This window comes from Chryseobacterium shigense (assembly GCF_014207845.1).
GTDB classification, from domain to species: domain Bacteria; phylum Bacteroidota; class Bacteroidia; order Flavobacteriales; family Weeksellaceae; genus Chryseobacterium; species Chryseobacterium shigense_A.
In genome coordinates this window covers 1,877,385-1,899,241 of sequence record NZ_JACHLC010000001.1, presented here as the reverse complement: position 1 = coordinate 1,899,241, position 21,857 = coordinate 1,877,385, and the positions used below count along the sequence as shown (strand labels likewise).

Annotated in this window: 20 protein-coding genes; 12 read left to right on the top strand and 8 right to left on the bottom strand. The window is 37.0% G+C overall.

The window, feature by feature from the left end; all coding sequences use genetic code 11:
* Window positions 1-68: 68 nt before the first annotated feature.
* The 3 genes from HNP36_RS08720 (at window position 69) to HNP36_RS08710 (ending at window position 4,072) form a co-directional block, all read left to right on the top strand.
* Window positions 69-1,082, top strand: coding sequence for an NAD-dependent epimerase/dehydratase family protein (locus tag HNP36_RS08720; RefSeq protein WP_184158389.1), 1,014 nt, complete (start codon window positions 69-71; stop codon window positions 1,080-1,082).
* Window positions 1,079-2,845: an AMP-dependent synthetase/ligase gene (locus HNP36_RS08715; protein WP_184158391.1), complete on the top strand. Its 1,767-nt coding sequence runs from the start codon at window positions 1,079-1,081 to the stop codon at window positions 2,843-2,845. Before HNP36_RS08720 ends, HNP36_RS08715 begins: the two co-directional genes overlap by 4 nt.
* A gap of 168 nt (window positions 2,846-3,013) precedes the next feature.
* Window positions 3,014-4,072, top strand: coding sequence for a diphosphomevalonate/mevalonate 3,5-bisphosphate decarboxylase family protein (locus HNP36_RS08710; RefSeq protein ID WP_184158393.1), 1,059 nt, complete (start codon window positions 3,014-3,016; stop codon window positions 4,070-4,072).
* A 114-nt stretch (window positions 4,073-4,186) separates the two neighbouring features.
* On the opposite strand, the gene HNP36_RS08705 is transcribed toward HNP36_RS08710, so the two are convergent.
* Complete coding sequence (locus HNP36_RS08705) at window positions 4,187-4,861, bottom strand: DUF2461 domain-containing protein (RefSeq protein ID WP_184158395.1); 675 nt, start codon at window positions 4,859-4,861, stop codon at window positions 4,187-4,189.
* Window positions 4,862-5,256: 395 nt separating this feature from the next.
* Between HNP36_RS08705 and HNP36_RS08700 the strand changes: the two genes are divergently transcribed.
* The 8 genes from HNP36_RS08700 (at window position 5,257) to HNP36_RS08665 (ending at window position 13,558) form a co-directional block, all read left to right on the top strand.
* Window positions 5,257-6,966: a DEAD/DEAH box helicase gene (locus tag HNP36_RS08700; protein WP_184158397.1), complete on the top strand. Its 1,710-nt coding sequence runs from the start codon at window positions 5,257-5,259 to the stop codon at window positions 6,964-6,966.
* 149 nt (window positions 6,967-7,115) lie between these two features.
* Window positions 7,116-7,754, top strand: a complete 639-nt coding sequence (locus tag HNP36_RS08695) for a DUF47 domain-containing protein (RefSeq protein ID WP_062648796.1) — start codon at window positions 7,116-7,118, stop codon at window positions 7,752-7,754.
* Between the two features lie 21 nt (window positions 7,755-7,775).
* Window positions 7,776-8,918: an inorganic phosphate transporter gene (locus tag HNP36_RS08690; protein ID WP_184158399.1), complete on the top strand. Its 1,143-nt coding sequence runs from the start codon at window positions 7,776-7,778 to the stop codon at window positions 8,916-8,918.
* Between the two features lie 102 nt (window positions 8,919-9,020).
* The gene (locus HNP36_RS08685; RefSeq protein ID WP_184158401.1) at window positions 9,021-9,992 is read left to right on the top strand and encodes a polyprenyl synthetase family protein; all 972 of its coding nucleotides are present in this window, start codon (window positions 9,021-9,023) and stop codon (window positions 9,990-9,992) included.
* A gap of 95 nt (window positions 9,993-10,087) precedes the next feature.
* The gene (locus HNP36_RS08680; protein WP_184158403.1) at window positions 10,088-11,047 is read left to right on the top strand and encodes a GSCFA domain-containing protein; all 960 of its coding nucleotides are present in this window, start codon (window positions 10,088-10,090) and stop codon (window positions 11,045-11,047) included.
* On the top strand, window positions 11,040-11,567 hold the full coding sequence (locus tag HNP36_RS08675) for a DUF4269 domain-containing protein (RefSeq protein ID WP_184158405.1): 528 nt from the start codon (window positions 11,040-11,042) through the stop codon (window positions 11,565-11,567). Before HNP36_RS08680 ends, HNP36_RS08675 begins: the two co-directional genes overlap by 8 nt.
* Window positions 11,568-11,571: 4 nt before the next feature.
* Window positions 11,572-12,348, top strand: a complete 777-nt coding sequence (locus HNP36_RS08670) for a TatD family hydrolase (RefSeq protein WP_184158407.1) — start codon at window positions 11,572-11,574, stop codon at window positions 12,346-12,348.
* A 67-nt stretch (window positions 12,349-12,415) separates the two neighbouring features.
* Window positions 12,416-13,558, top strand: a complete 1,143-nt coding sequence (locus HNP36_RS08665) for a hypothetical protein (protein WP_184158409.1) — start codon at window positions 12,416-12,418, stop codon at window positions 13,556-13,558.
* Between the two features lie 34 nt (window positions 13,559-13,592).
* Here HNP36_RS08665 and HNP36_RS08660 read toward each other — a convergent pair whose 3' ends face one another.
* The 6 genes from HNP36_RS08660 to HNP36_RS08635 all read right to left on the bottom strand — a co-directional run bounded on the left by HNP36_RS08660 (window position 13,593) and on the right by HNP36_RS08635 (window position 18,651).
* Window positions 13,593-14,888 carry a DEAD/DEAH box helicase gene (locus tag HNP36_RS08660; RefSeq protein ID WP_184158411.1) on the bottom strand — a complete coding sequence of 432 codons (1,296 nt, stop codon included), beginning with the start codon at window positions 14,886-14,888 and terminating at the stop codon, window positions 13,593-13,595.
* An 86-nt stretch (window positions 14,889-14,974) separates the two neighbouring features.
* Complete coding sequence (locus tag HNP36_RS08655; protein ID WP_184158413.1) at window positions 14,975-15,463, bottom strand: DUF6438 domain-containing protein; 489 nt, start codon at window positions 15,461-15,463, stop codon at window positions 14,975-14,977.
* 62 nt (window positions 15,464-15,525) lie between these two features.
* Window positions 15,526-16,311 carry a hypothetical protein gene (locus HNP36_RS08650; RefSeq protein ID WP_184158415.1) on the bottom strand — a complete coding sequence of 262 codons (786 nt, stop codon included), beginning with the start codon at window positions 16,309-16,311 and terminating at the stop codon, window positions 15,526-15,528.
* A gap of 3 nt (window positions 16,312-16,314) precedes the next feature.
* Window positions 16,315-17,298: a GTPase ObgE gene (gene obgE / locus HNP36_RS08645; RefSeq protein ID WP_184158417.1), complete on the bottom strand. Its 984-nt coding sequence runs from the start codon at window positions 17,296-17,298 to the stop codon at window positions 16,315-16,317.
* Between the two features lie 66 nt (window positions 17,299-17,364).
* Window positions 17,365-17,943, bottom strand: a complete 579-nt coding sequence (locus tag HNP36_RS08640; RefSeq protein ID WP_184158419.1) for an adenylate kinase — start codon at window positions 17,941-17,943, stop codon at window positions 17,365-17,367.
* Between the two features lie 153 nt (window positions 17,944-18,096).
* Window positions 18,097-18,651 (bottom strand): phosphoribosyltransferase, encoded by a 555-nt coding sequence (locus tag HNP36_RS08635; RefSeq protein WP_184158421.1) that lies wholly within the window; start codon window positions 18,649-18,651, stop codon window positions 18,097-18,099.
* Window positions 18,652-19,074: 423 nt separating this feature from the next.
* On the opposite strand from HNP36_RS08635, the gene HNP36_RS08630 reads away from it, so the two are divergent.
* On the top strand, window positions 19,075-20,664 hold the full coding sequence (locus tag HNP36_RS08630; RefSeq protein WP_184158423.1) for an ABC-F family ATP-binding cassette domain-containing protein: 1,590 nt from the start codon (window positions 19,075-19,077) through the stop codon (window positions 20,662-20,664).
* Window positions 20,665-20,901: 237 nt separating this feature from the next.
* Here the strand turns inward: HNP36_RS08630 and HNP36_RS08625 are convergent, their stop codons facing one another.
* The gene (locus HNP36_RS08625) at window positions 20,902-21,828 is read right to left on the bottom strand and encodes an alpha/beta fold hydrolase (RefSeq protein ID WP_184158425.1); all 927 of its coding nucleotides are present in this window, start codon (window positions 21,826-21,828) and stop codon (window positions 20,902-20,904) included.
* Window positions 21,829-21,857: the final 29 nt, after the last annotated feature.

Here is a 21,857-nt window from a genome sequence, read left to right as displayed (position 1 = left end):
CAGGAAAAAGAAGAATTGCCGGATAGGAAATATTGTTATATTTTAGTCAGCAATCAAGTAAATAATTAATGATTTTTGTAACAGGTGCGACCGGAATTCTGGGAAGGGTAATCGTTTTGGAACTTCTTAAAAAAGGGAAAAACGTGCGTGCTTCCAAAAGACCGGGCAGCAATTTAAACGATGTAAGACATTCTTACGGCTTCTATACAGAGACTCCTGATGATTTTTTTAATAAAATCGAATGGGTGGATGTAGATTTTGATGACCTTGATTCTCTGCAGAATGCATTAAAGGGTATAGATGAGGTTTATCACTGTGCCGCAAAAGTAAGCTTTCATCCTCATGATGAAAAAGAACTGTACCATACCAATATAAAAGGTACAGAAAACCTGTTATTTGCCTGTGAAGGCTCGGGAGTGAAAAAATTTCTTCATGTAAGTACCATTGCCGTTCTGGATATTTTTAATGAAAAAGGTGAGCTGGACGAGAACTCGGAATTTAACTCCAAAGAAGAACATTCCGCCTATGCTGTTTCCAAACACCTTGCTGAAATGGAAGTCTGGAGAGCTTCTGCCGAAGGTTTAAATACAATAATTGTAAATCCCGGAATGATTATCGGAAGCGGGAACTGGGGGCAGAGCAGCGGAGATATTTTTCCCACTTTTGAAAAAAACAGCTTTACATTTTCCGGTGGAACAAGTTATGTAGACGTGAGAGATGTTGCTGAAATTTCTATTGAACTGATGGAAAAAAATGCTTTTGGAGAACGTTTTATCCTTATTTCCGAAAATAAAAGATATGCGGAACTTGGAAAACAGATCAGATCAAAACTTGGTCTGAAAGAGGCAAAAATCCTTACAAAATTTCAACTGAATTTGGGAAGACTGGCCAATATCCTTTTCGGCTGGCTGATTCCGAAGCTGAGAATCATTACCAAATCAAATATTGAATCTATATCGGCACTTAACACCATTTCCAATCAAAAAATTAAAGAAAAGCTTGATTATCAGTTTATTCCTGTGAAAGACAGTATTGATTTTCATCTTAACCATTATATTAACGACAAAAAGCTGAATTCATGAATCTTGCAGCAGCAATTATCCTTAAAAATGTAGAAAAGCATCCTGTAAAATCAGCGATAGGTTTTAAAAAGAAAGAAGCATGGAAAGAGCTGAGCTGGAAAAAATTCGGTGAGATCGTTTTTAAAACAGCTAATGCACTGAAAAATGCAGGTGTTCAGGAAAATGATAAAGTGGCCATTTATGCAGATAATTCCTCTGAATGGATGATCTTCGACCTGGCTTCAATGGCTGTAGGCGCTGTTACTGTCCCTGTTTATTCAACCAATAATGCGGAGCAGGCAGAATATATCATCAATGATTCTTCAGCAAAAGTTGTGCTTGTGGGCAATCAGGAGCAATATGATGCGTGTCTGAGTGTTTTACACAAGGAGGAAAACCAGTTGGAGACCATTATCGTTTCCAAAAAAGCCGTTTGGATCAAAAAAGAATTTAACAGCTTTTACCTTGAAGACTTTATTGCAAAATCCTCTCCCAAGCTGGAGATCTGTAAAAAAGAATATGACGATACAGCTACCCTGATCTATACTTCCGGAACTACAGGAACACCCAAAGGCGTAATGCTTACCCACGGAAATTTTATTAAGGCTTTTGACTCCCATTTTGAGTTTTTTAAGTTTAAAAATTTTGAAGAAGAACTTTCACTGGCATTTCTTCCGCTTACCCACGTTTTTGAAAGAAGCTGGAGCCTGCTTTGCTTATACGGAGGTGCAAGGGTGTATTTCCTGGAAGATCCTAAAAATATAGCCAAAGCTCTGGAAGAGGTAAAGCCTACCATGATTTGTGCAGTACCGAGATTTTTCCAGAAAGTATATGCCGGAGTTTTGGAAAAAGCAGAAGAAGGTTCATCATTCAAGAAAAAGATATTTGACTGGGCACTGGCAACAGGATGGCAGACCGCTGAACTGAGAAGAAATGAAAAATCGGTTCCTTTTGGATTAAAACTGAAACAATCTGTTGCAGAAACATTGGTTTTCAGTAAAATTAAAGAAAGAATGGGCGGAAGACTATGGTTCTTACCTTGTGGTGGAGCATCCCTGTCGCCGGAAGTCACAAAATTCTTTGACTCGGTGGGAATTCATATCACAGTAGGATATGGACTGACTGAAACCACAGCAACCCTTACCCTTTTCCCATTAACGCACTTTGAGCATGGAACCAGCGGTAAACCTTTACCGGGAGTGGAAATCCGTATCGGTGAAGGAGATGAGATCCAGGCTAAAGGAAACGGGATTATGAAAGGTTATTACAACAGGCCGGAGGAAACACAGAAAGTTTTTACAGAAGACGGATGGTTCAAAACCGGGGATGCCGGAAAATTTGATGATAAAGGAAACCTGATTATCACAGACCGTATCAAAGATCTGATGAAAACATCCAACGGAAAATATATAGCACCACAGCAAATTGAAAATCTTCTGACCAATAATAATTTTATCCAGCAGATTATGCTTGTGGCGGAGGGAAGACAGTTTGTTTCAGCTCTTATTGTTCCTAATTTTGAGTTTCTTCAGGACTTTATGAAGAAAAACAATATTCCGTTTACCAATTGGGAAGCAGCAGTTGAAAACGAAAAGATTATTAACTTATACAAAGAAAAGATTAAAGAACTACAGGTTCACCTGGCAGATTATGAAAAAGTGAAAAAGTTTACATTGATGCCAGTCGAATTCGATATCAATACCGGAGAAATTACACCAACTTTGAAGGTGAAAAGAAATGTAGTTCTTAAAAAATATGCAGACATTATTGAAAAAATGTATTAAAAAATAGAACAATCTAAACCACAAAAGGAGCAAAAGTTTTTTATTTTTAAACACTTTAGAACACTTCAGTAAAAAAAGTTTTAACACTTTGAAAAATAACTTAAGTATTCAGAATTCTTTTGCGTCTTTTGTGGTTTAGAAAAGAGTTTTATCATTTTAAATTAGACTATGACAACACAAGAATTTCTGGGAAAACAAAATTTTACCATACACAATCAGACAGTTTCGGAAAGCTGTCCGTCCAATATCGCCCTGATCAAATACTGGGGTAAATACGACAACCAGATTCCTGCAAACCCAAGCATCAGCTATACTTTAAATCATTGTAAGACCAATACTTCGATGGAATTCCTGGCCAATGAGCCGTTTTCTGTACAAACCTTCCTGGCTGGAAATGAAGAAGTAAAATTTGCTGAAAAAATAGAAAAATATTTTAAAAATATCGAACAGTATCTTCCGTGGATATTGAAAGGAAAGTATATCATCAAAACAGAAAATACCTTCCCCCACAGTTCCGGGATTGCAAGCTCTGCTTCAGGGTTTGGTGCTATTGCCAAATGCCTGATGAAACTGGATGCCGGTTTTTCAGGAGACCCGTCTGAAGAAGAATCATCAAGGAAAGCATCTTTTCTGGCGAGACTGGGAAGCGGGAGTGCCTGCAGAAGCTTATACAACGGATTGGTAGTCTGGGGAATATCAGATGAGGTAGAAGGAAGTTCAGATTTGTTTGCTGTAAAATATCCTGTTGCTGAAATTCATGATGTATTTAAAAATTTCAATGACTGGGTTCTGCTGATCCATGAAGGGCAGAAAAGTGTGTCTTCAACCGTAGGACATGGTCTTATGAACACGAATCCATATGCAGAAAGAAGGTTTCAGGAGGCCAGAGAAAACTTTGTTCCCATGAAGGAAATTCTTAAAAGCGGAAATATGGAAGAATTTATCAGACTGGTAGAACACGAAGCCCTTACTCTTCACGCCATGATGATGATGAGCGATCCAGCTTTTATCCTGATGAAAACCGGAACTCTGGAAGTAATCAATAAAATCTGGGATTTCAGACGGGAAACCGGTCTTGCGTTATTTTTTACATTAGATGCAGGAGCAAATGTTCACCTTTTATTCCCGAATGACGGATCTGAAGAAAAAATCAAGACATTCATCGAAACTGAATTGCTGCAACACACCCAGAAAAATGGAGTAGTAAAAGATGTAATGAAGTTCTAAAATAATACTATAAAAATCTGCTTGATCTGCTAAATCTGCGAGTATAAAAATCACCGCAGATTTAGCAGATCAAGCAGATTCTTTTTTTACTGAAATCAAAAGAATTCAGAACTTTTAAATATTTTCCTGAAAAGGTGTATTCAGGAAATCATTGAAAGGTTTCATCAGTTTAAAGATCTTGGTGATGTTTTTTATGGCATTTTTATCCAGAACTTCTTCGTCTTTCAGGTTGTAAACAACAATAAAGTTTTTCAGTTTCAGGTATTCAGCCATTGGATCTTCTTTTTCAAAGCCCTGTGGTATTTTCACCAGTTTATCATCCTGATCAAGCTCCGGAAAATGCTTTTTGAAGTCCTTGTTATTTAAAATTTTAAGAAAATCCTCTCCATACAGCGAAATTTCTTTTCTCACCTGTTTCAGAACAGAGGATTCGGGCATGTAGATTCCACCAGCGAGAAAAGATTTTCCAGGTTCCATGTGAAGATAATAGCCACCTTTCTGGCTTCCTTTGCCCATTCCCAATGAAGCTCCAAAATTGGTTTTATACGGTATTTTATCCTTTGAAAACCGGGTGTCCCTATAAATTCTGAATAATGCTTTTTTGCCGTCAAGTTTACCTAATTCTTCATCAAATCCAGCCATTTCTTTGATCAGGTTATCGAGAAAAGAGATGACATTTTCCTGGGATTCCGTATAAAAGCTCTTGTTTTCTGTAAACCATTCACGGTTGTTATTTTGAGTTAAGACTTTCAGGAAATCGAATGTTTTAGGAGAAATAGTGACTGACATAATTTGTATTTTTAGTTGAGGTTGATCGTTGTTTATACTTATTGATTACCAAAATTACATAAAACTATTCATATCTTAACGCTTCAGTAAAGGCAGGATAATGGTTTGTTTGGGAAAACAGATTTATGGCTTTAAAAAAGAATATCAAAAAGAAAAATTTAGGTTTCAGAGGTTATTTTTGAAAATTCATTAATAGCAAAGAAAAAATCAATCCAATTTAATAAAAAAAAATATTGTTTAACATGTTTTTAACTTAAGGCCTGTTTTTTTGGATTTAATTTTTTAAAAATTAAAAAAATATTAAAAGATTCTGAATTAAAGTTTCCATATTTAAAAGTTTATTCAAAAACAAGTCAAATATTTGTTGTATATTTGCAAAAATTTTAAAATATTTAATGAATTTATTTACGGAGACCAATTTAAGTCCTGATATTCTTAAGGCAATTGGCGAATTGGGCTATGAAAGCCCGACAGAAATCCAAAAACAGACTATCCCTTTCATTCTTTCAGATATTCGCGATTTGATCGCACTTGCGCAGACAGGGACAGGCAAGACAGCAGCGTTTTCGCTTCCGATTTTGGATATGATTGACGATACGAGTCGCAAAATCCAACTATTGGTGCTTTGTCCGACACGGGAATTATGTCTTCAGATTTCTAAAGACATAAAAAACTATTCCAAGTACATGAAAGACATCAAAACCACAGCGGTTTACGGTGGAAGCAGTATTATGGATCAGATTCGTTCTCTAAAGGAGAAACCACAGATTATTGTAGGTACTCCCGGAAGAGTAATCGACCTTATCAACAGAAAAGCACTTGATTTTTCTGCTATTCATTGGCTGGTTTTAGACGAGGCTGATGAAATGCTTTCTATGGGTTTCAAAGATGAGTTGGAAACAATTCTGAGTGAAACACCGGACACGAAGCAGACTTTCTTATTCTCGGCTACGATGAATAAAGAAGTGGAGAGAATTTCTAAAAATTATCTTACCAACCCGCACCGTATTTCTGTAGGTTCCATTAACGAAGTTAAGAAGAACATTAAGCATGAATACTATGTAGTAGGGTACCGCCAGAAAAAAGAAGCCCTTAAAAGACTTATTGATGCGAATCCTAACCAGTATTCCATCATTTTCTGCAGAACGAGAATGGAAACTCAGGAAGTTGCTGATTTCCTTATGCAGAATGGTTATGCAGCAGATGCGCTTCACGGAGATCTTTCCCAGGCGCAGAGGGATACGGTAATGAAGAAATTCAGACTTAAGAACATTGATATCCTTGTAGCTACAGACGTTGCCGCAAGAGGGTTGGATGTAAACTCTTTAACGCACGTGATCCATTTCTCTTTACCAGATGATCCCGAAGTATTCGTTCACAGAAGCGGAAGAACCGGTAGAGCAGGAAAAGACGGTATCTCAATGGCGTTAATCAAGCCTGAAGAAAGCAGAAAGCTTAAACAGATCAAATCTGCAACGAAAATTGAGATCAATGAGATGTTTATTCCTACAGGTGATGATATTATCAAAGCTCAGGTTGGCGGTGTTTTTGAAAAGCTGTTTACAGAGCACGAAGAAGATATATTTGAATTTGATGACAGTCTGATCCCGGATCTCAACAACTTTACTAAAGAAGAACTTGTACACAAGCTATTACAGTTCCAGTTGAAAGATCTTGCCCTGTACTACAAAGATAAACATGATCTTGCTGAACAGAAACTGAGCAGCAGAGATGATGATTATTCAAGAAGAGACAGAGGACGTGATAGAGACCGTGACAGAGGCAGAGACAGAGACCGTGACAGCAGAGGAAGCAGAGATGGAAGAGACCGTGGCGGAAAACCTAGAAAAAGAGATGAAAACATGGTAAGATTCTTCTTTAATCTGGGTAAAAAAGATCAGTTGAAAAAACTGGATGTTTTAGATATCATCAATAAAGCTACAGCAGGAGGAAAAAGCAAGAAGAGAGCAGAAATCGGTGATATTGAAATCTTAGAGAAATTCTCTTTCTTTGAGGTGGAAAAATCATTCAAAGACAATGTGATGAGCAATATTCCTTCAATGAAATTCAAAGGAAAAGAAATGAGAGCTGAAGTAGCAAACTAAGGTGTCTCAAGATATATCAAACCGGCTTATGGCCGGTTTTTTTATTTGATAATCAAGTGTTAACCGAATGTTAACAAAACTTAATGTTATATTGTTTCAGGGCAAATCCTTTTTTAGGAAATTTGCACTCAAATTATAAATACATACAAATGGGAATTGGTAATATTTTCCACGCTTTTCAACCGAAAGATAAAATCTTCTTCGTACTTTTTGAAAAAGTAACTGAAAACCTAGTTGCAATGTCTGAAGACTTTAACAGTGGTATCAAAGATTTCGATCTTAATGACGATACCATGTTAAAAAGAATGAGCGACTATGAGCATAAAAATGATGAGCTTACTCATGAGATCTTCGTTGAATTAGGAAAAAACTTCATTACACCTTTTGACCGTGAAGATATCCACACCCTGGCTACCGGTCTTGATGATATCGCTGATTACATCTACGCTTCCACAAAATACATCTTCCTATACAAATCGCCTGAAATGAAGGCCTATTCAGATTTTTCACTGCTGATCCACAAAGCATGTCTTGAGATCCAGAATGCCATGAAGAACCTTAAAGGTTTCAAGAATATGGACCAGGTAAAAGAAGCTTGTATCAAAGTAAACTCTATTGAGAATATTGCAGACGACCTGCTTTCCAATTCAATGGTGGATCTGTTCGAAACTAATGATGCAATCAACATTATCAAGGTTTCATCTGTACTTAATTATCTTGAAATAGTAACTGACAAGGCAGAAGATGTTGCCAACACGATTGAGAACATCATGATTAAATACGCTTAAAAACAATATAACTATATAGAAATGGAATTTCCGATTTTACTTACGGTTATTATTGCTTTAGCTTTAATTTTCGATTATATCAATGGTTTTCATGATGCTGCGAATTCAATTGCAACCATTGTTTCTACTAAAGTTCTAACCCCTTTTCAGGCCGTACTTTGGGCAGCACTCTGGAACTTTGCCGCTTTTTTCCTGGCCGCGTACGTTATTGGAGAATTTAAAATTGGTAATACAATTGCCAAAACAGTTAATGAGAATTTTATCACGCTGGAAGTTATATTTTCAGGTTTGGTTGCGGCCATCGCCTGGAATCTTTTAACCTGGTGGTTTGGTATTCCTTCCTCATCTTCACATACGCTGATCGGAGGATTTTTAGGAGCTGCTTTAATGCATGCTTTTATGATGGATTATCATGCAGTGGCAACAACACAGTCAAATTTAAGTTTTTGGGAGATAATTAAAGAGGCTTTCAGTCAGGTTACCCATCAGAGTGTGGTGAAATTTGATAAAGTAATCCCTATTTTCTTGTTTATTTTCCTGGCTCCTTTTATCGGGATGCTGATCTCGATAATCATTACACTTATCATTGTTCACCTTTATAAAAGATCAAATCCGCACAAAGCAGACCAGTCATTCAAGAAATTACAGTTGGCATCATCAGCATTGTTTAGTTTGACGCATGGGTTAAATGATGCTCAGAAAGTAATGGGTATTATAGGAGCTGCAATCATTTTCTACCACGTAGATATTATTCATGATCCTTTATATATGAATATTGCATCAGGAGAACGCTTTAATTATTTTGCACAGCATTATTTATGGGTTCCGCTGGTATCATTCTTAGCTATTGCTTTAGGTACTATGAGCGGAGGATGGAAGATCATCAAAACAATGGGTACAAAAATTACCAAGGTAACCCCATTAGAAGGGGTGAGTGCAGAAACTGCCGGAGCCATTACGTTATTCATTACAGAACATCTTTCAATTCCTGTATCTACAACCCACACAATTACCGGTTCCATTATCGGGGTGGGATTAACGAAAAGAGTATCTGCTGTAAGGTGGGGAATCACCGTAAGCCTTCTTTGGGCATGGATATTAACGATCCCTATTTCAGCTATTGTTGCAGGAATTACTTATCTTCTGGTAATGTTTCTGTCTTAATCTGAAAATTGAAATTATCATACAAACTTTGTCTTTCCGGGCAAAGTTTTTTGTTTTATAAAGCCTTGAAAAATTGTATTTTTGTTCAAATTAAAAGATTTTATGGAATTTTTAGACAGATACCAGCAGATCGTTGCTGAAGCCATCACGAAGTACACTTTTAAAGACAAGCCTGAGGAACTTTATAATCCTATGAACTACATTATTTCCCACGGCGGAAAACGTCTTCGTCCTATTATGGTACTGATGGCATGTGACCTGTTCGGCGGAGATCTCAAACAGGCTATAAAACCTGCACTGGCGATCGAATTTTTTCATAATTTCACCCTTATTCATGATGATATTATGGATGAGGCCCCTCTGAGAAGAAACAAACCTACCATCCATACCCTTCACGGGATTAATGTCGGAATCCTTTCCGGAGATGCATTGATGCTGAAAGCTTATAAGTTTTTCGAAGATCTTGAACCTGAAATTTTCAAAGCCTGTATCAGGATATTTACCCATACGGGACTTCTCTTATGTGAAGGACAGCAGTACGACATCAATTTTGAAACCCAGGAAAATGTAACCTATGATGACTATATCAGAATGATTACTTATAAAACAGGGGTTTTAAGTGCATCTTCCTTTGAGATAGGGGCGCTTATTGCCAAAGCTAATTTTAAAGATGCCAAAGCTATTTTCAATTTCGGAAAACATATCGGTATCGCTTTCCAGATCATGGATGATTATCTTGATGTATTCGGGGATCAGGCTCAGTTTGGAAAGAAGCATGCCGGGGATATTTATGAGAATAAAAAGACCGTTCTTTACCTTTTGGCGAGAGAACATGCCACGGAAGAAGAAAGAAAAGAACTGGACCACTGGTACGGTAAAAAAACCGATAATATTGATAAAGTATACGGTGTTGAAAAGATCTTCAGAAGAACCAAAGTAGACGAAAAAGCATTGCGCCTGATTGAAAAACATAACGAAATAGGCCAAAGCTACCTGGCGAAGATCGATATTCCTGAAGAAAAGAAAAAGCCTTTCGTGGAACTGGCTAATTATTTGTTGAGAAGAGAGAGTTAATAAAGACTGTAGGTAATGGGTAGCAGGTTGCAGAACTTGTGATTCAGGATTTTGTCACCTGCTACCTGTTATCTGCCACCTGCTACCTGAAAAAAATGAAATTCAGAACTGAAGTACACATTCCGGAGTCACAGAAAAAGATCGATGTTGAAGATAAAATATTTTCAATAGGGTCCTGTTTTGCCTCGGAAATGACTGATCTGATGAGACAGGGACAGCTTCAGACCGTTAATAATCCTTTCGGTACCATTTTTAACCCGTTTTCGATCAGTAATGCTGTAAAAAGACTTCATGATTCAGAATTTTATACGGAAGATGAGCTGATTACCTTTAATGATGAATTTATTTCCCTGGACCATCACAGCAGTTTTGACAGAAGGTATATCCACCAGACTTTAGACGTAATCAATGCCGGAATAGAGATTGGAAACAGGTTTCTTCAGGATGCAGGCTGGGTAATTATTACGTACGGAACTTCATTTATCTACGAATTTATTCCAAAGAAAAAACTGGCTGCCAACTGCCATAAAATTCCACAGAAATTTTTTGATAAAAGAATGCTTTCCCACCAGGAACTTACAGATTCCATCTATAATACGGTTTTAAATCTAAAGGATATCTGCCGGGATGATGTACAGATCCTGTTTACGGTTTCTCCGGTCCGCCATACAAAAGACGGCATGGTTGAGAACCAACTGAGCAAATCTAAACTGATTACTGCGGTTCATGAAGTTGTTTCCCAGCTGGAAAACTGCCATTATCTGCCTGTTTATGAAATATTGATGGATGATCTCCGCGATTACCGTTTTTATAAGGAAGATATGATTCATCCAACTTCTCAGGCTGTTAGTTATATTTTTGACAAATTTGGTGAGGCTTATTTTTCAGATGAAACAAAAAACTTTATCAAAGAAAATTTTAAAATCAATAAAGCGCTGGAACACAGAACCGAAGATGAGAAGGACCCGAAATATATTGAATTTAAGGAAAAGCTGAAGCAAAGGATTGATGCACAGAGAGAAAAGGTAAGGCATAAAATATTTTTAAATGATTGATTTCACAACCCCTGATTATCTGAAATCGGGTAATGAAAGACAGAAAAGAGCTTATGAAGTTCTTACCAAATATCAGGTCTTTGAGAAATTAAAACCCTATTCTCCGGTTCTGGCAGGAACAGTTCCTATCGGAATTGATATTGAAAGCAGTGATCTGGATATTATTTGTGAAGTAGACCTTAGATTTGAAGAAGATTTTCTGGATGATATCATGTTCAGCCGGATAATTCCTGCAAATGCTGATGTAAAGGTTGAGAATAGTATCGTAAACGGAGAAAAAAATATTGTGCTGAACTTTATGCTGGAAGAATTTCCAATTGAAATTTTTGGGCAGAACAAACCGGTGCTTGCACAGAATGCTTACCGTCACATGATGGCTGAATACAGGATATTAAAAAGAAAAGGAGAAGATTTTAAACATAAAATAATAGAGCTGAAAAAACAGGGAATGAAAACAGAACCTGCCTTCGGGCTGCTGATGGGATTGAAAAACCCTTATGAAGACCTGTTAAAATTGTAAGAAAATGATTGATACACATACCCATTTATACGCAGAAGAATTTGATGAAGACAGAAAAGAAGCTATTCAAAGAGCTTTAGATAAAGGAATTACGAAATTTTATCTCCCTGCCATTGATTCTGAATCCCATGAAAAGATGCTTCAGCTGGAAACTGAATATCCCGGAAAAGTTATCTCTATGATGGGCCTTCATCCATGCTATGTAAAACCTGAATCATGGGAAAAAGAACTGGAAACTGTTAAAAACTATCTGGACCAAAGAGATTTCCCGGCAATAGGAGAGATCGGTATTGATCTTTACTGGGATAAAACAACGCTGGATATCCAGGTAAAAGCTTTTGAACAGCAAATAGACTGGGCCATAGAAAAAGATTTGCCTATCGTGATCCATACAAGAGAAAGCTTTGATGAAACATTCGAAGTACTGGAAAGAAAAAAACACCCGAAACTTCGCGGAATTTTTCATTGTTTTTCAGGCGATCTGGAACAGGCTAAACACGCAATTGATCTTAATTTCATACTGGGAATCGGAGGCGTTGTAACATTTAAAAATGGTAAAATAGACCAGTTTCTGAATGAAATTCCTCTGGATAAAATTGTTTTGGAAACAGATTCACCTTACCTGGCCCCGGTTCCGCACAGAGGCAAAAGAAATGAAAGCTCTTATCTTGATCTGGTAGCCGGAAAATTAGTGGATATTTATGGTAAAGATTTTTCTGAAATCGACAGAATAACTACAGAAAATGCAGGTAAATTATTTGGGATAAAAGAATCGAATTAAACACAACTTCTTTGTTTTGCTATATTTTCGGTTGAGTATAGCTTACACATGATTTAAAGAACGCACTATGATGAAAATACCTGAAAAAATGAAATTTTATGGCTTTATAGGATTTCTGGCAATCATCTTAGTCTATATAATTGCCCAGTTTTACGTCAAATCACACCTTCCTGAACTTGGCTGGACGATATCCGACTGGCTGATCAACTATGAAGACGGAGGATTTAAAAGAAGAGGATTATCCGGAAGCTTCTTATTTTTTATCCAGGATTATCTAAAGATTCCGCTGAATACGCAGGTTTTTATTATTCAGTCGTTCTTTTTCCTGCTTATGTTCTATTTTTTGATTCGTCTGCTGATGTCCAAAAAACTGAATTGGGATATTTTAATATTATTATGTTCACCGCTTTGTCTTTTATTTATCCCCGTTAATATTTTTAACTCAGGAAGAAAAGAAATTATATTAATAGCATTGGTCCTGTTTTTCCTTTGCGGAAAACAGAGTGAATTAAAAAAATATATACTTTTCATTGGTTTTATCATAGGATTATTCATCCATGAGCTGTTTTATTTTTACCTGCCTTTTGTGATGGCTGCTTATATTCTGAAGACTCATAAAGTAGATATGAAGTATTTGGGAAGCCTGTTTTTAGCCTCAACAATTGTTATTTTAATATTGTTTTTCTGGGGAGGGGAAATTAATCAGGGACAATCTCTGGAGCTTTTAAAGCAGCGGGGAATACAGTTTACGAGGCTCAATATTTTCACTTATGATGTGGCTAAGGAAAGAAGAGGAATGGTCAATGCTTACCAATCATATATCCTGTTTGCTCTGGAACTACTGTTTATGATATTTCTATCATTTAATTTTGTGAAAAAATATCTTCCTCAGCAAATCAGAAACTTTAAAATTTTCATTCTGATATCACTGGTGTGGGTAGGCCCTATTTATGTATTGGGAGCAGACTGGTTCCGGTGGAATCATATTTATGCACTGTTGCTTATTATCCTGATCATTGCCGCTTTGCAGGATAGTCAAGAGAAAATACCGCATATAGAAGGAAAGATGAATATTACTTTGCTTGTGATTACTATCCTTTTCTTTATCGTTTTTTACCTCCATATACAGTATGACAGCTCTGGAAATTCATCAGAATATTTACGGCAGTACATTGAAAATAAAATACCCTTTTTGAAATGGGCTGTATAAACTAAAAAAGCTTCTCATCATGAGAAGCTTTTTTCTATTTCTTTCTGGTGAAATTTTTATTCTTAGGTTTCTTGAACCCTGTATTAGGAGTACTTCCCGAAGGTTTGCTGTTCTTGTTCTGAGGTTTTGGAGATCTTGGAGGTCTTTCACTGCCCCCGGCAGCAGGCTTGTTATTCGAGTCCCTTTTTTGTATGACAAGGTCATCCGTGTGGAAAGGGTGATCCTTTATAACAGGAATTTTCTTTCCTATCAGCTTCTCTGTATTTCTTAGGTTTAAAAGGTCGAGACCGTCTACAAAAGAAATTGAAGACCCTTCAGCTCCGGCTCTTCCTGTTCTCCCGATTCTGTGTACATAAGTTTCAGAAACATCGGAAAGTTCGAAGTTGATTACAAATTTCAGTTCATCAATATCAATACCTCTTGCAGCAATGTCTGTAGCAACCAGAATCCTTGTTTTTCCGGACTTAAAATTATTCAGGGCATTCTGTCTTGCGTTTTGGGATTTATTCCCGTGAATGGCTTCTGCCGAGATATTGTCTTTCTGAAGTTTCCTTGCAATTTTGTCCGCACCGTGTTTTGTTCTGGAAAATACAAGTACAGAATCTGCAATATCATTTTTCAGAATATGTGAAAGAAGGTTCAGTTTGTTTTCTTTATCTACAAAGTAAACCGATTGCTTGATGGTTTCAGCGGTGGAAGAAACAGGCGTAACTTCTACTTTTACCGGGTTATTAAGGATTGAATCTGCCAGTTTCTGGATTTCAGAAGGCATAGTTGCTGAAAAGAATAAAGTCTGTCTTCTCTGTGGAAGAAGTTTAATGATTCTTTTTACATCGTGTACAAAACCCATATCAAGCATCCTGTCTGCCTCGTCAAGAACGAAGATCTCAAGATTTTTTAAGCTGATAATTCCCTGGGCAATAAAATCCAGGAGTCTTCCGGGAGTTGCTACCAGAATATCTACACCTCTTTTCAGGGCAGCTTCCTGATTTCCTTGCTTTACTCCTCCGAAGATAACAAGTTCTTTCAGCGGAAGATATTTTCCGTATGCGTTAATATTTTCCTCAATCTGTATGGCCAGCTCTCTTGTTGGCGTTAGGATAAGGGCTTTTATATGATTGGTGCGGGTATTGTTTTTTGATAAGTTTTGCAGGATCGGGATGGCAAATGCTGCTGTTTTTCCTGTTCCTGTCTGTGCGCATCCTAAAAAGTCTCTCCCTTTTAAGATTTCAGGGATGGATCTTTCCTGAATGGGTGTTGGGTTGGTATACCCCTGTTCCTGAATTGCTTTTGCAATAGGTTCTATTAAGTTTAAGTCTGTAAAATTCAAATGAATGTTTTTAAAATTTAAAATAAAATTCCCTCAATGTGAAGGAATTATATGATGCAAAGGTAGTTTAAATATTTTTAAGAGGATTATTTTACTTTTGTCCACTGCTGATTATGTCGAAGTCCCTCAATAAAAAGATAGACTTCCTTCAGTTTTTCACTTCCACTTTTACCATAATCTTCTATGTTTTTGGAAGTTCCGTCTGCTAAATTAATTTTCAGATAAGAAGTTGGAAGATCCGTAATTTCTTTTGTCCCATACTTGTCTTTCAGGGTTTTAATATCAAGGCCATTGAGCAGTAAAACCAATTTATTATAATCTGCTTCCTTGATTGTACCTTTATAAGTTCCTTCACGTGGTTTTGAAAATTCACCTTTTGAAAAATCTTTCGAAAAATTGAAATGTTCAGCTTCCAGTATAGCCGTTCTGTCCTTATTAATTATCAAGGTAAAAATAGGGCATGATCCAAAGCACGGCCCTGCTTTATATTCAATTTTAGAATATTTTGAACTGGTTTTCTGTGTTGTACAGGAAAATAAAAATATAAATGTAAAAAGACTCAGTATATATTTCATAATGGATAATTTCCCTGGTTCTTCCAATAATTATTCCAAATGAAATTATTTCCGCTTTGAAGCTATTCCAGGGATGAAACGCAGCAGCCTTTAGTAAATGATAATCTCAGGATTACAGGATCTGTATCTATTGATTCATAATACTTTATTCTCTTTTTGTCCGTATTATAATGAGAATAGCTTTTTATTTCGCCTTTGTCAAAAAGTATCTTGTTTTTGAAAAATAAAGGTTCCATATTATAAAGGATATTGTTATTGAAGCCTTTATCGCTGTTGGTAATATCCAGCTCAATAACCCCTACATTTGTTCTGCCTTTATCGTTGCGGATAAGGTTATATTTATAATGAACCAGGTCGTTTTCGGCTTTCTTTTCAACAAGCTCCAGTATCTGATCGGTTTTTGCCTTTTTTCTTTTCCTGATATCGGCAATCTCAGATTCCAAAGGAATATCTCCTTTAAAATAATCGAAATTTCCGGGTTTGATATTTTTATTCTCGTCCTTGATCAAAATAGGGAGAACCGGATTGGTGTTTTTATTTAAATTATAGATTACGCCATTTCTGCTGTTATTAAAATAAAGAGAAGTGAGATCGGTCTCATTGGTGTAATATTCAACAATCTCATTGATTTCATTTGCACCCTGATCAGCCTTGTCATGAATGAATTTATACCTTAATCTTGTATCAAATTCATACCTGAAGAATGCTTTATCATGTAAGGGAGCGGGCTCTTCCTGCTTGAATGTTTCCATGAAAGAATCACTGTCCTGGGCATAAGCCAGGGCAGGCAGCGTAAATGAAACAAAAATAACAGCGGGTGCTGTTATTTTCTTTAATGAGTGTATCATCCTTTATCCGTGGAGTTTTTTCCAGACTGCATCTTTCAGTTCTACAAGGCCTTCACCGGTAACACCGGAGAAGAATAACGGCTTTCTGTTTTCCGGGAACTCTTTGGAGATTTCTTTTTTCAGTTCATCATCCAGAAGATCGGATTTTGAAACGGAAACAATGAAATCTTTATCCAGAAGCTCGGGATTGTATTCTTTCAATTCATTTTCCAGAATTTTAAACTCCTGGAAATGGCTTTCGGAATCAGCCGGAATTAAGAACAGCAAAATGGAATTTCTTTCAATATGTCTTAAAAATCTGTGTCCTAGACCTTTTCCTTCGGCAGCTCCTTCAATAATTCCGGGGATGTCAGCCATTACAAATGATTTATAATTTCTGTAATCCACGATACCAAGATTGGGAGTCAGCGTTGTAAATGCGTAATTGGCGATCTTAGGTTTTGCGGCGGAAACAGAAGCAAGAAGTGTAGATTTTCCTGCATTTGGAAAACCAACCAGGCCTACATCTGCCAAAATTTTAAGCTCGAAAACAACATAGCCTTCTTCGCCATCCATTCCGGGCTGTGCATATCTTGGAGTCTGATTGGTAGAAGATTTGAAATGCTCGTTTCCTTTTCCTCCTTTTCCTCCCTGCATTAAAACTATTTCCTGCTTGTCCTCAAGGATTTCCCCGATAATTTCTCCTTCTTCATTTTTAGCGATAGTGCCTACAGGAACATCGATATAAATATCAGAACCGTCAGCTCCGGTCAGCTGGTTTTTAGCTCCGTTCTCACCACGTTCTGCTTTTATGTGACGTGTGTATCGAAGCGGAAGTAAAGTCCATTCCTGGGCATTCCCTCTCATGATAACGTGGCCGCCACGGCCTCCGTCACCTCCGTCAGGTCCTCCTTTAGGAATATATTTTTCACGGCGAAGGTGGGCAGAACCAGCACCTCCGTGTCCGCTTTTACAATGGATCTTTACGTAATCTACAAAGTTAGACATATAGTTTGTGTTGCGAGGTATGAGTTACGGGATCAAAAAACTGACATCCCGTATCCCGAATCTCGATTATTTTATTTTCTCTACTTCAGCGAAAAGTTTCTGGGAAATTTCTTCAATTTCTCCTACACCGTTTACTTCAACATATTTTCCCTGTTGTTTGTAAAGCTCGGCTACTTCCGCTGTTTTAGTATAGTATTCTTTAATTCTGTTTTCAATGATCTCTACATTGCTGTCGTCGGATCTTCCGCTGGTTTCTCCTCTTTTAAGAAGTCTTTCTACCAGAATTTTATCTTCTACAACCAGAGACAGACAGATATCAATCTGGTCGTTCAGCTCTTCTTTTACGATTTTTTCCAAAGCTTCCGTCTGAGCGGTAGTTCTTGGATAGCCGTCAAAGATAAATCCGTTGGTATCCGTTGGTTTTCTAAGCTCATCGATGAGCATATCCGTTGTTACCTGATCCGGAACCAGTTCTCCTTTATCGATGAAAGATTTAGCCAGTTTTCCAAGCTCGGTGTCATTTTTCATGTTGTATCTGAAAAGATCACCTGTTGAAATCTGTTTTAAATTGAATTTTTCGATCAGGTTTTGAGCTTGTGTTCCTTTTCCACTTCCTGGAGGGCCGAACAGAACAATGTTTATCATAATGTTAAAGGGCTTCCGGCAATTGGCAGCTGACTTTTGGCTTTTACCATTAGCCTAACCTTTTTTAGCCTTTAGCGTTTTTAAGTTATTATTAAATGAGTTTCTTTATTTTACTTTTTAAGCTAAAAGCTATCAGCTAATAGCCAACAGCGTTTAATGGTTGATCTGTCCTTCTTCCAGTTGATACAGATTCGGAAGGTTTCTTCCTAATTCATCATAATCAAGACCATAGCCAAGAACGAATTTGTTTGGAATTTCTTTTCCGATATAATCCAGCTTGAAATCTTTCTTATAAACATCAGGCTTTAGTAAGAATGAAGCCAGCTTTACAGATTTCGGGCGCTGTGTTTCCGTGAAATATTTGAAAAGGCTTTCAACCGTATTTCCTGTATCTACAATATCTTCTACAATAATAATATGACGGTCTTTCACGTCTTTCGTCAGTTCCATTTTCTGGTAAACAATTCCGGTAGATTCTGTTCCTACATAAGAACTCATCTGAATGAACGCAATTTCACATTCACCCGGATAATATTTCAGAAGATCTGAAAAGAACATGATTACCCCGTTCAGAACACCGATGAAAACAGGAACTTCATCCTTGTAATCTTCATAAATCCTTAAAGCTGTTTCTTTTACAATTTCCTGAATTTCGGTATCCTTCAGATAAGGAACGAAAGTTTTGTCGTGAACTTTAATACTTTCCATAAAAAATTTTAGTAGGCGGCAAAGTTACGGATTTTTGATCAAAATCTTTTCTACTTTTATTACGGATTTAATAAAGACATTATTTTAAAATATTATACAGAAATAATTCAGGTTTAAAAATTGTAATTATTTCAAATGACGTTGTTAAATCTTCGGATTTATCGCCTTTTATATAAGGGAACTTTAAACAGGCTGATTGTATTCATTGAGGAAAAAACAGATTTTCTTACTGTTTCTCTTCATTTTTTACATGAAGATTTAATGTTTTTTAACTGGAAAAAATGAATAATTAATAATTTCTTATCTTTGTATTTCCAAAACCAGATATATAAAAGCATGTAGGATTCAGTTTCTTTCCGATTTACAAAAGGTGGCTAAAGTGCTGCCGGAGTTTTAATTTAATTAATTACCAAGAAAGAAATAATGATTTTACTGCAAGATATATCCTACGGGTTTCCGGGAGGGAATCTCCTTTTTAATGCTGTCAGTTTAACCGTACAATCCCATACTAAATCAGCACTGGCCGGAAGCAATGGTGTTGGCAAATCTACGCTCCTGAAGATCATAGGTCAGGAAATTCAACCTTTAGAAGGCAATGTTACCGTGAAAGGTGATCTGTATTATGTTCCGCAGATGTTTGGCAATTTTGATCATCTTACCGTTGCAGAATGTCTTCAAATTGATAAGAAACTGAATGCTATTCAAAAAATTACCAACGGCGAAGTAGATGAAGAGTATTTTGATATTCTGAATGACGACTGGGACATTGAGGAACGTTGCCTGAGTGCTTTAAGTTACTGGAAACTTGAAAACCTGGAATTAACCCAAAAGCTTAAAAACCTGAGCGGCGGGCAGAAAACAAAAGTTTTTCTGGCAGGTATCCAGATCAACCAGCCTGATATTATTTTACTGGACGAGCCCACGAATCATCTCGACCTGGAGGGAAGAAAACTATTATACAGTTTTATTGAAAAAACGGATGCTGAAGTAGTTATGGTGAGTCATGACCGTACTTTGCTGAACCTTGCTGATACTATATTTGAATTGAGTAATCAGGGAATATCCACCTATGGAGGAAACTACGATTTTTATGCAGAACAGAAAGAAATAGAACAGGAAGCGCTGCACCATGATATTTATGCTAAGGAAAGAGCTTTGAAAAAGGCAAAAGAAAAAGAACGGGAAACTATAGAACGCAAGCAAAAACTGGATGCAAGAGGAAAACAGAAACAGGAAAAATCCGGTGTAGCAAGAATTATGATGAACACGATGAGAAATAATGCTGAAAAAAATGCATCAAAACTGAAAGGTATTCATACTGAAAAAATCAATGGTATTTCCGGGGACCTCCGTGATCTCCGTTCTTCGTTAAAAAATACTGACCAGATGAAGGTGAATTTCAATAATTCTAACCTGCATTCCGGGAAGGTGCTTATCAACATGGAAGGTATTAATTTCAAATATGGAGATGAAAATCTCTGGAAAGATAATATCGGCCTTGAGATCCGGAGCGGAGACAGGATTTCCGTTAAAGGTCCTAACGGTGCAGGAAAAACAACTCTGATAAAACTGCTTTTAGGTAGTCTGAAACCATCTGAAGGGAAAATGACAGGATCAGCATTTAATACAATTTATGTAGACCAGGAATACTCTTTGATTGATCAGGAATTGAATATTTGTGATTTTGTCCAGCAGTTTAATGATAACGGGATGCAGGAATCTGAATTGAAAACCCTGTTGTCCAGATTTTTGTTCGGAAAGGAAACCTGGGATAAAAAATGTGGAATGCTGAGTGGAGGAGAACGTTTGAGGCTTTTGCTGTGCGGACTTTCTGTAAACAGTAAAGCACCTGATATGATTATTCTGGATGAGCCGACGAATAATCTGGATCTGCAGAATGTGGAAATTTTAACGGCTTCTGTTAAAGATTATAAAGGAACATTGCTGGTGATTTCACATGATGAGGTATTTTTAGAGGAAATTGGGGTGGATCGGGAGGTTGTTTTAGGCTGATAATATGTGAACGGGTATTAAAATTTTATGAAATGTATTATGTCTCGCAGATTTAGCAGATTAAGCAGATGTTTGCGTTGTATTCTGGAAGGCTTTCATTAAAATGAAGTATTATAAAAGAAATCTTGCGTTTTTGTATACCCCAATATATTTCATTTTGGAAAAAATCTGCGTAATCTGCTAAATCTGCGAGCGCTAAAAATTTATACACAACTCACAGATAGCACAATGTTTACGTTATAAATGTCTTGCAATCCACTGGTAGATATCATTGAAAACTTTTTCCTTGATTTCTTCATTTAATATTTCGTGGCGCATTCCCAGGTAAATTTTGATATCAACATCTTTAAATCCATTCTGCTTTAATTGCTTAATTGTCCTGGTGACACCTTTACCAAAATCGCCTATAGGATCATCCTGCCCGCTGACAAACAGAAAAGGGAAGGATTTTGAAATAGAAGCCGCCCAGTTTCCGGATGTAGCTTTTTTGTAAATACTGAACAGCGCATAAAAAGCATTATTGGTAAAAGGAATTCCGCAGAGCTCATCTTCGGTGAAGGCTTTTCTGTTATCAGGATTTACACTGAGCCAGCTTGTATCACTGAAATCTTTATCCTTTTTAAAATGACTGTTGTTGACCAGATTAAAAAGGTTATTAAGGAAAGTCGGATGGTAGGGTGCTATTTTATTGGCCAATGAAAGATAACCTTTTATAAAGCTGATACCTGACAAAGGACCACCGGTTCCAACAATGACGGCTCCTGCAAATTTATTACCGGCTCTTTGAAGCAGACACCGCGTAACAAATGATCCCATAGAATGTCCAAGAACAAAATGAGGAATATCCGGATATTGTTTGTGAAGATATTCAGTCATTGCTTCGGCGTCTGAAATAAGTTTTTCATCAGGTTGATCCAGCTGGAAAAATCCGATGTCTTTTTTATCCTTTACCGATTGGCCGTGTCCCAGATGATCGTAAGTGAGTACAGCGAATCCACGGTTTGCAAAATATTCTGCAATTTCAGTGTATCTTCCGCTGTGCTCCTGCATGCCGTGGATGATGAGAAGGGTAGCTTTTACGGGAGCTGTTTCCGGTGTGAAGAGAGTGTGGAAGAGATGTGTTTTGCCGGTAGTGGGGAGGTAGGAGGATTTCTGCGATGTCATATTGTTTGTCGTTATTATTTCAAAAGACA

Excerpts from the sequence above, each read along its gene's own strand:
- HNP36_RS08720 (WP_184158389.1), top strand. The coding sequence starts at position 69 with ATGATTTTTGTAACAGGTGCGACCGGAATTCTGGGAAGGGTAATCGTT.
- HNP36_RS08715 (WP_184158391.1), top strand. The coding sequence starts at position 1,079 with ATGAATCTTGCAGCAGCAATTATCCTTAAAAATGTAGAAAAGCATCCT.
- HNP36_RS08710 (WP_184158393.1), top strand. The coding sequence starts at position 3,014 with ATGACAACACAAGAATTTCTGGGAAAACAAAATTTTACCATACACAAT.
- HNP36_RS08705 (WP_184158395.1), bottom strand. The coding sequence starts at position 4,861 with ATGTCAGTCACTATTTCTCCTAAAACATTCGATTTCCTGAAAGTCTTA.
- HNP36_RS08700 (WP_184158397.1), top strand. The coding sequence starts at position 5,257 with ATGAATTTATTTACGGAGACCAATTTAAGTCCTGATATTCTTAAGGCA.
- HNP36_RS08695 (WP_062648796.1), top strand. The coding sequence starts at position 7,116 with ATGGGAATTGGTAATATTTTCCACGCTTTTCAACCGAAAGATAAAATC.
- HNP36_RS08690 (WP_184158399.1), top strand. The coding sequence starts at position 7,776 with ATGGAATTTCCGATTTTACTTACGGTTATTATTGCTTTAGCTTTAATT.
- HNP36_RS08685 (WP_184158401.1), top strand. The coding sequence starts at position 9,021 with ATGGAATTTTTAGACAGATACCAGCAGATCGTTGCTGAAGCCATCACG.
- HNP36_RS08680 (WP_184158403.1), top strand. The coding sequence starts at position 10,088 with ATGAAATTCAGAACTGAAGTACACATTCCGGAGTCACAGAAAAAGATC.
- HNP36_RS08675 (WP_184158405.1), top strand. The coding sequence starts at position 11,040 with ATGATTGATTTCACAACCCCTGATTATCTGAAATCGGGTAATGAAAGA.
- HNP36_RS08670 (WP_184158407.1), top strand. The coding sequence starts at position 11,572 with ATGATTGATACACATACCCATTTATACGCAGAAGAATTTGATGAAGAC.
- HNP36_RS08665 (WP_184158409.1), top strand. The coding sequence starts at position 12,416 with ATGATGAAAATACCTGAAAAAATGAAATTTTATGGCTTTATAGGATTT.
- HNP36_RS08655 (WP_184158413.1), bottom strand. The coding sequence starts at position 15,463 with ATGAAATATATACTGAGTCTTTTTACATTTATATTTTTATTTTCCTGT.
- HNP36_RS08650 (WP_184158415.1), bottom strand. The coding sequence starts at position 16,311 with ATGATACACTCATTAAAGAAAATAACAGCACCCGCTGTTATTTTTGTT.
- obgE (WP_184158417.1), bottom strand. The coding sequence starts at position 17,298 with ATGTCTAACTTTGTAGATTACGTAAAGATCCATTGTAAAAGCGGACAC.
- HNP36_RS08640 (WP_184158419.1), bottom strand. The coding sequence starts at position 17,943 with ATGATAAACATTGTTCTGTTCGGCCCTCCAGGAAGTGGAAAAGGAACA.
- HNP36_RS08635 (WP_184158421.1), bottom strand. The coding sequence starts at position 18,651 with ATGGAAAGTATTAAAGTTCACGACAAAACTTTCGTTCCTTATCTGAAG.
- HNP36_RS08630 (WP_184158423.1), top strand. The coding sequence starts at position 19,075 with ATGATTTTACTGCAAGATATATCCTACGGGTTTCCGGGAGGGAATCTC.
- HNP36_RS08625 (WP_184158425.1), bottom strand. The coding sequence starts at position 21,828 with ATGACATCGCAGAAATCCTCCTACCTCCCCACTACCGGCAAAACACAT.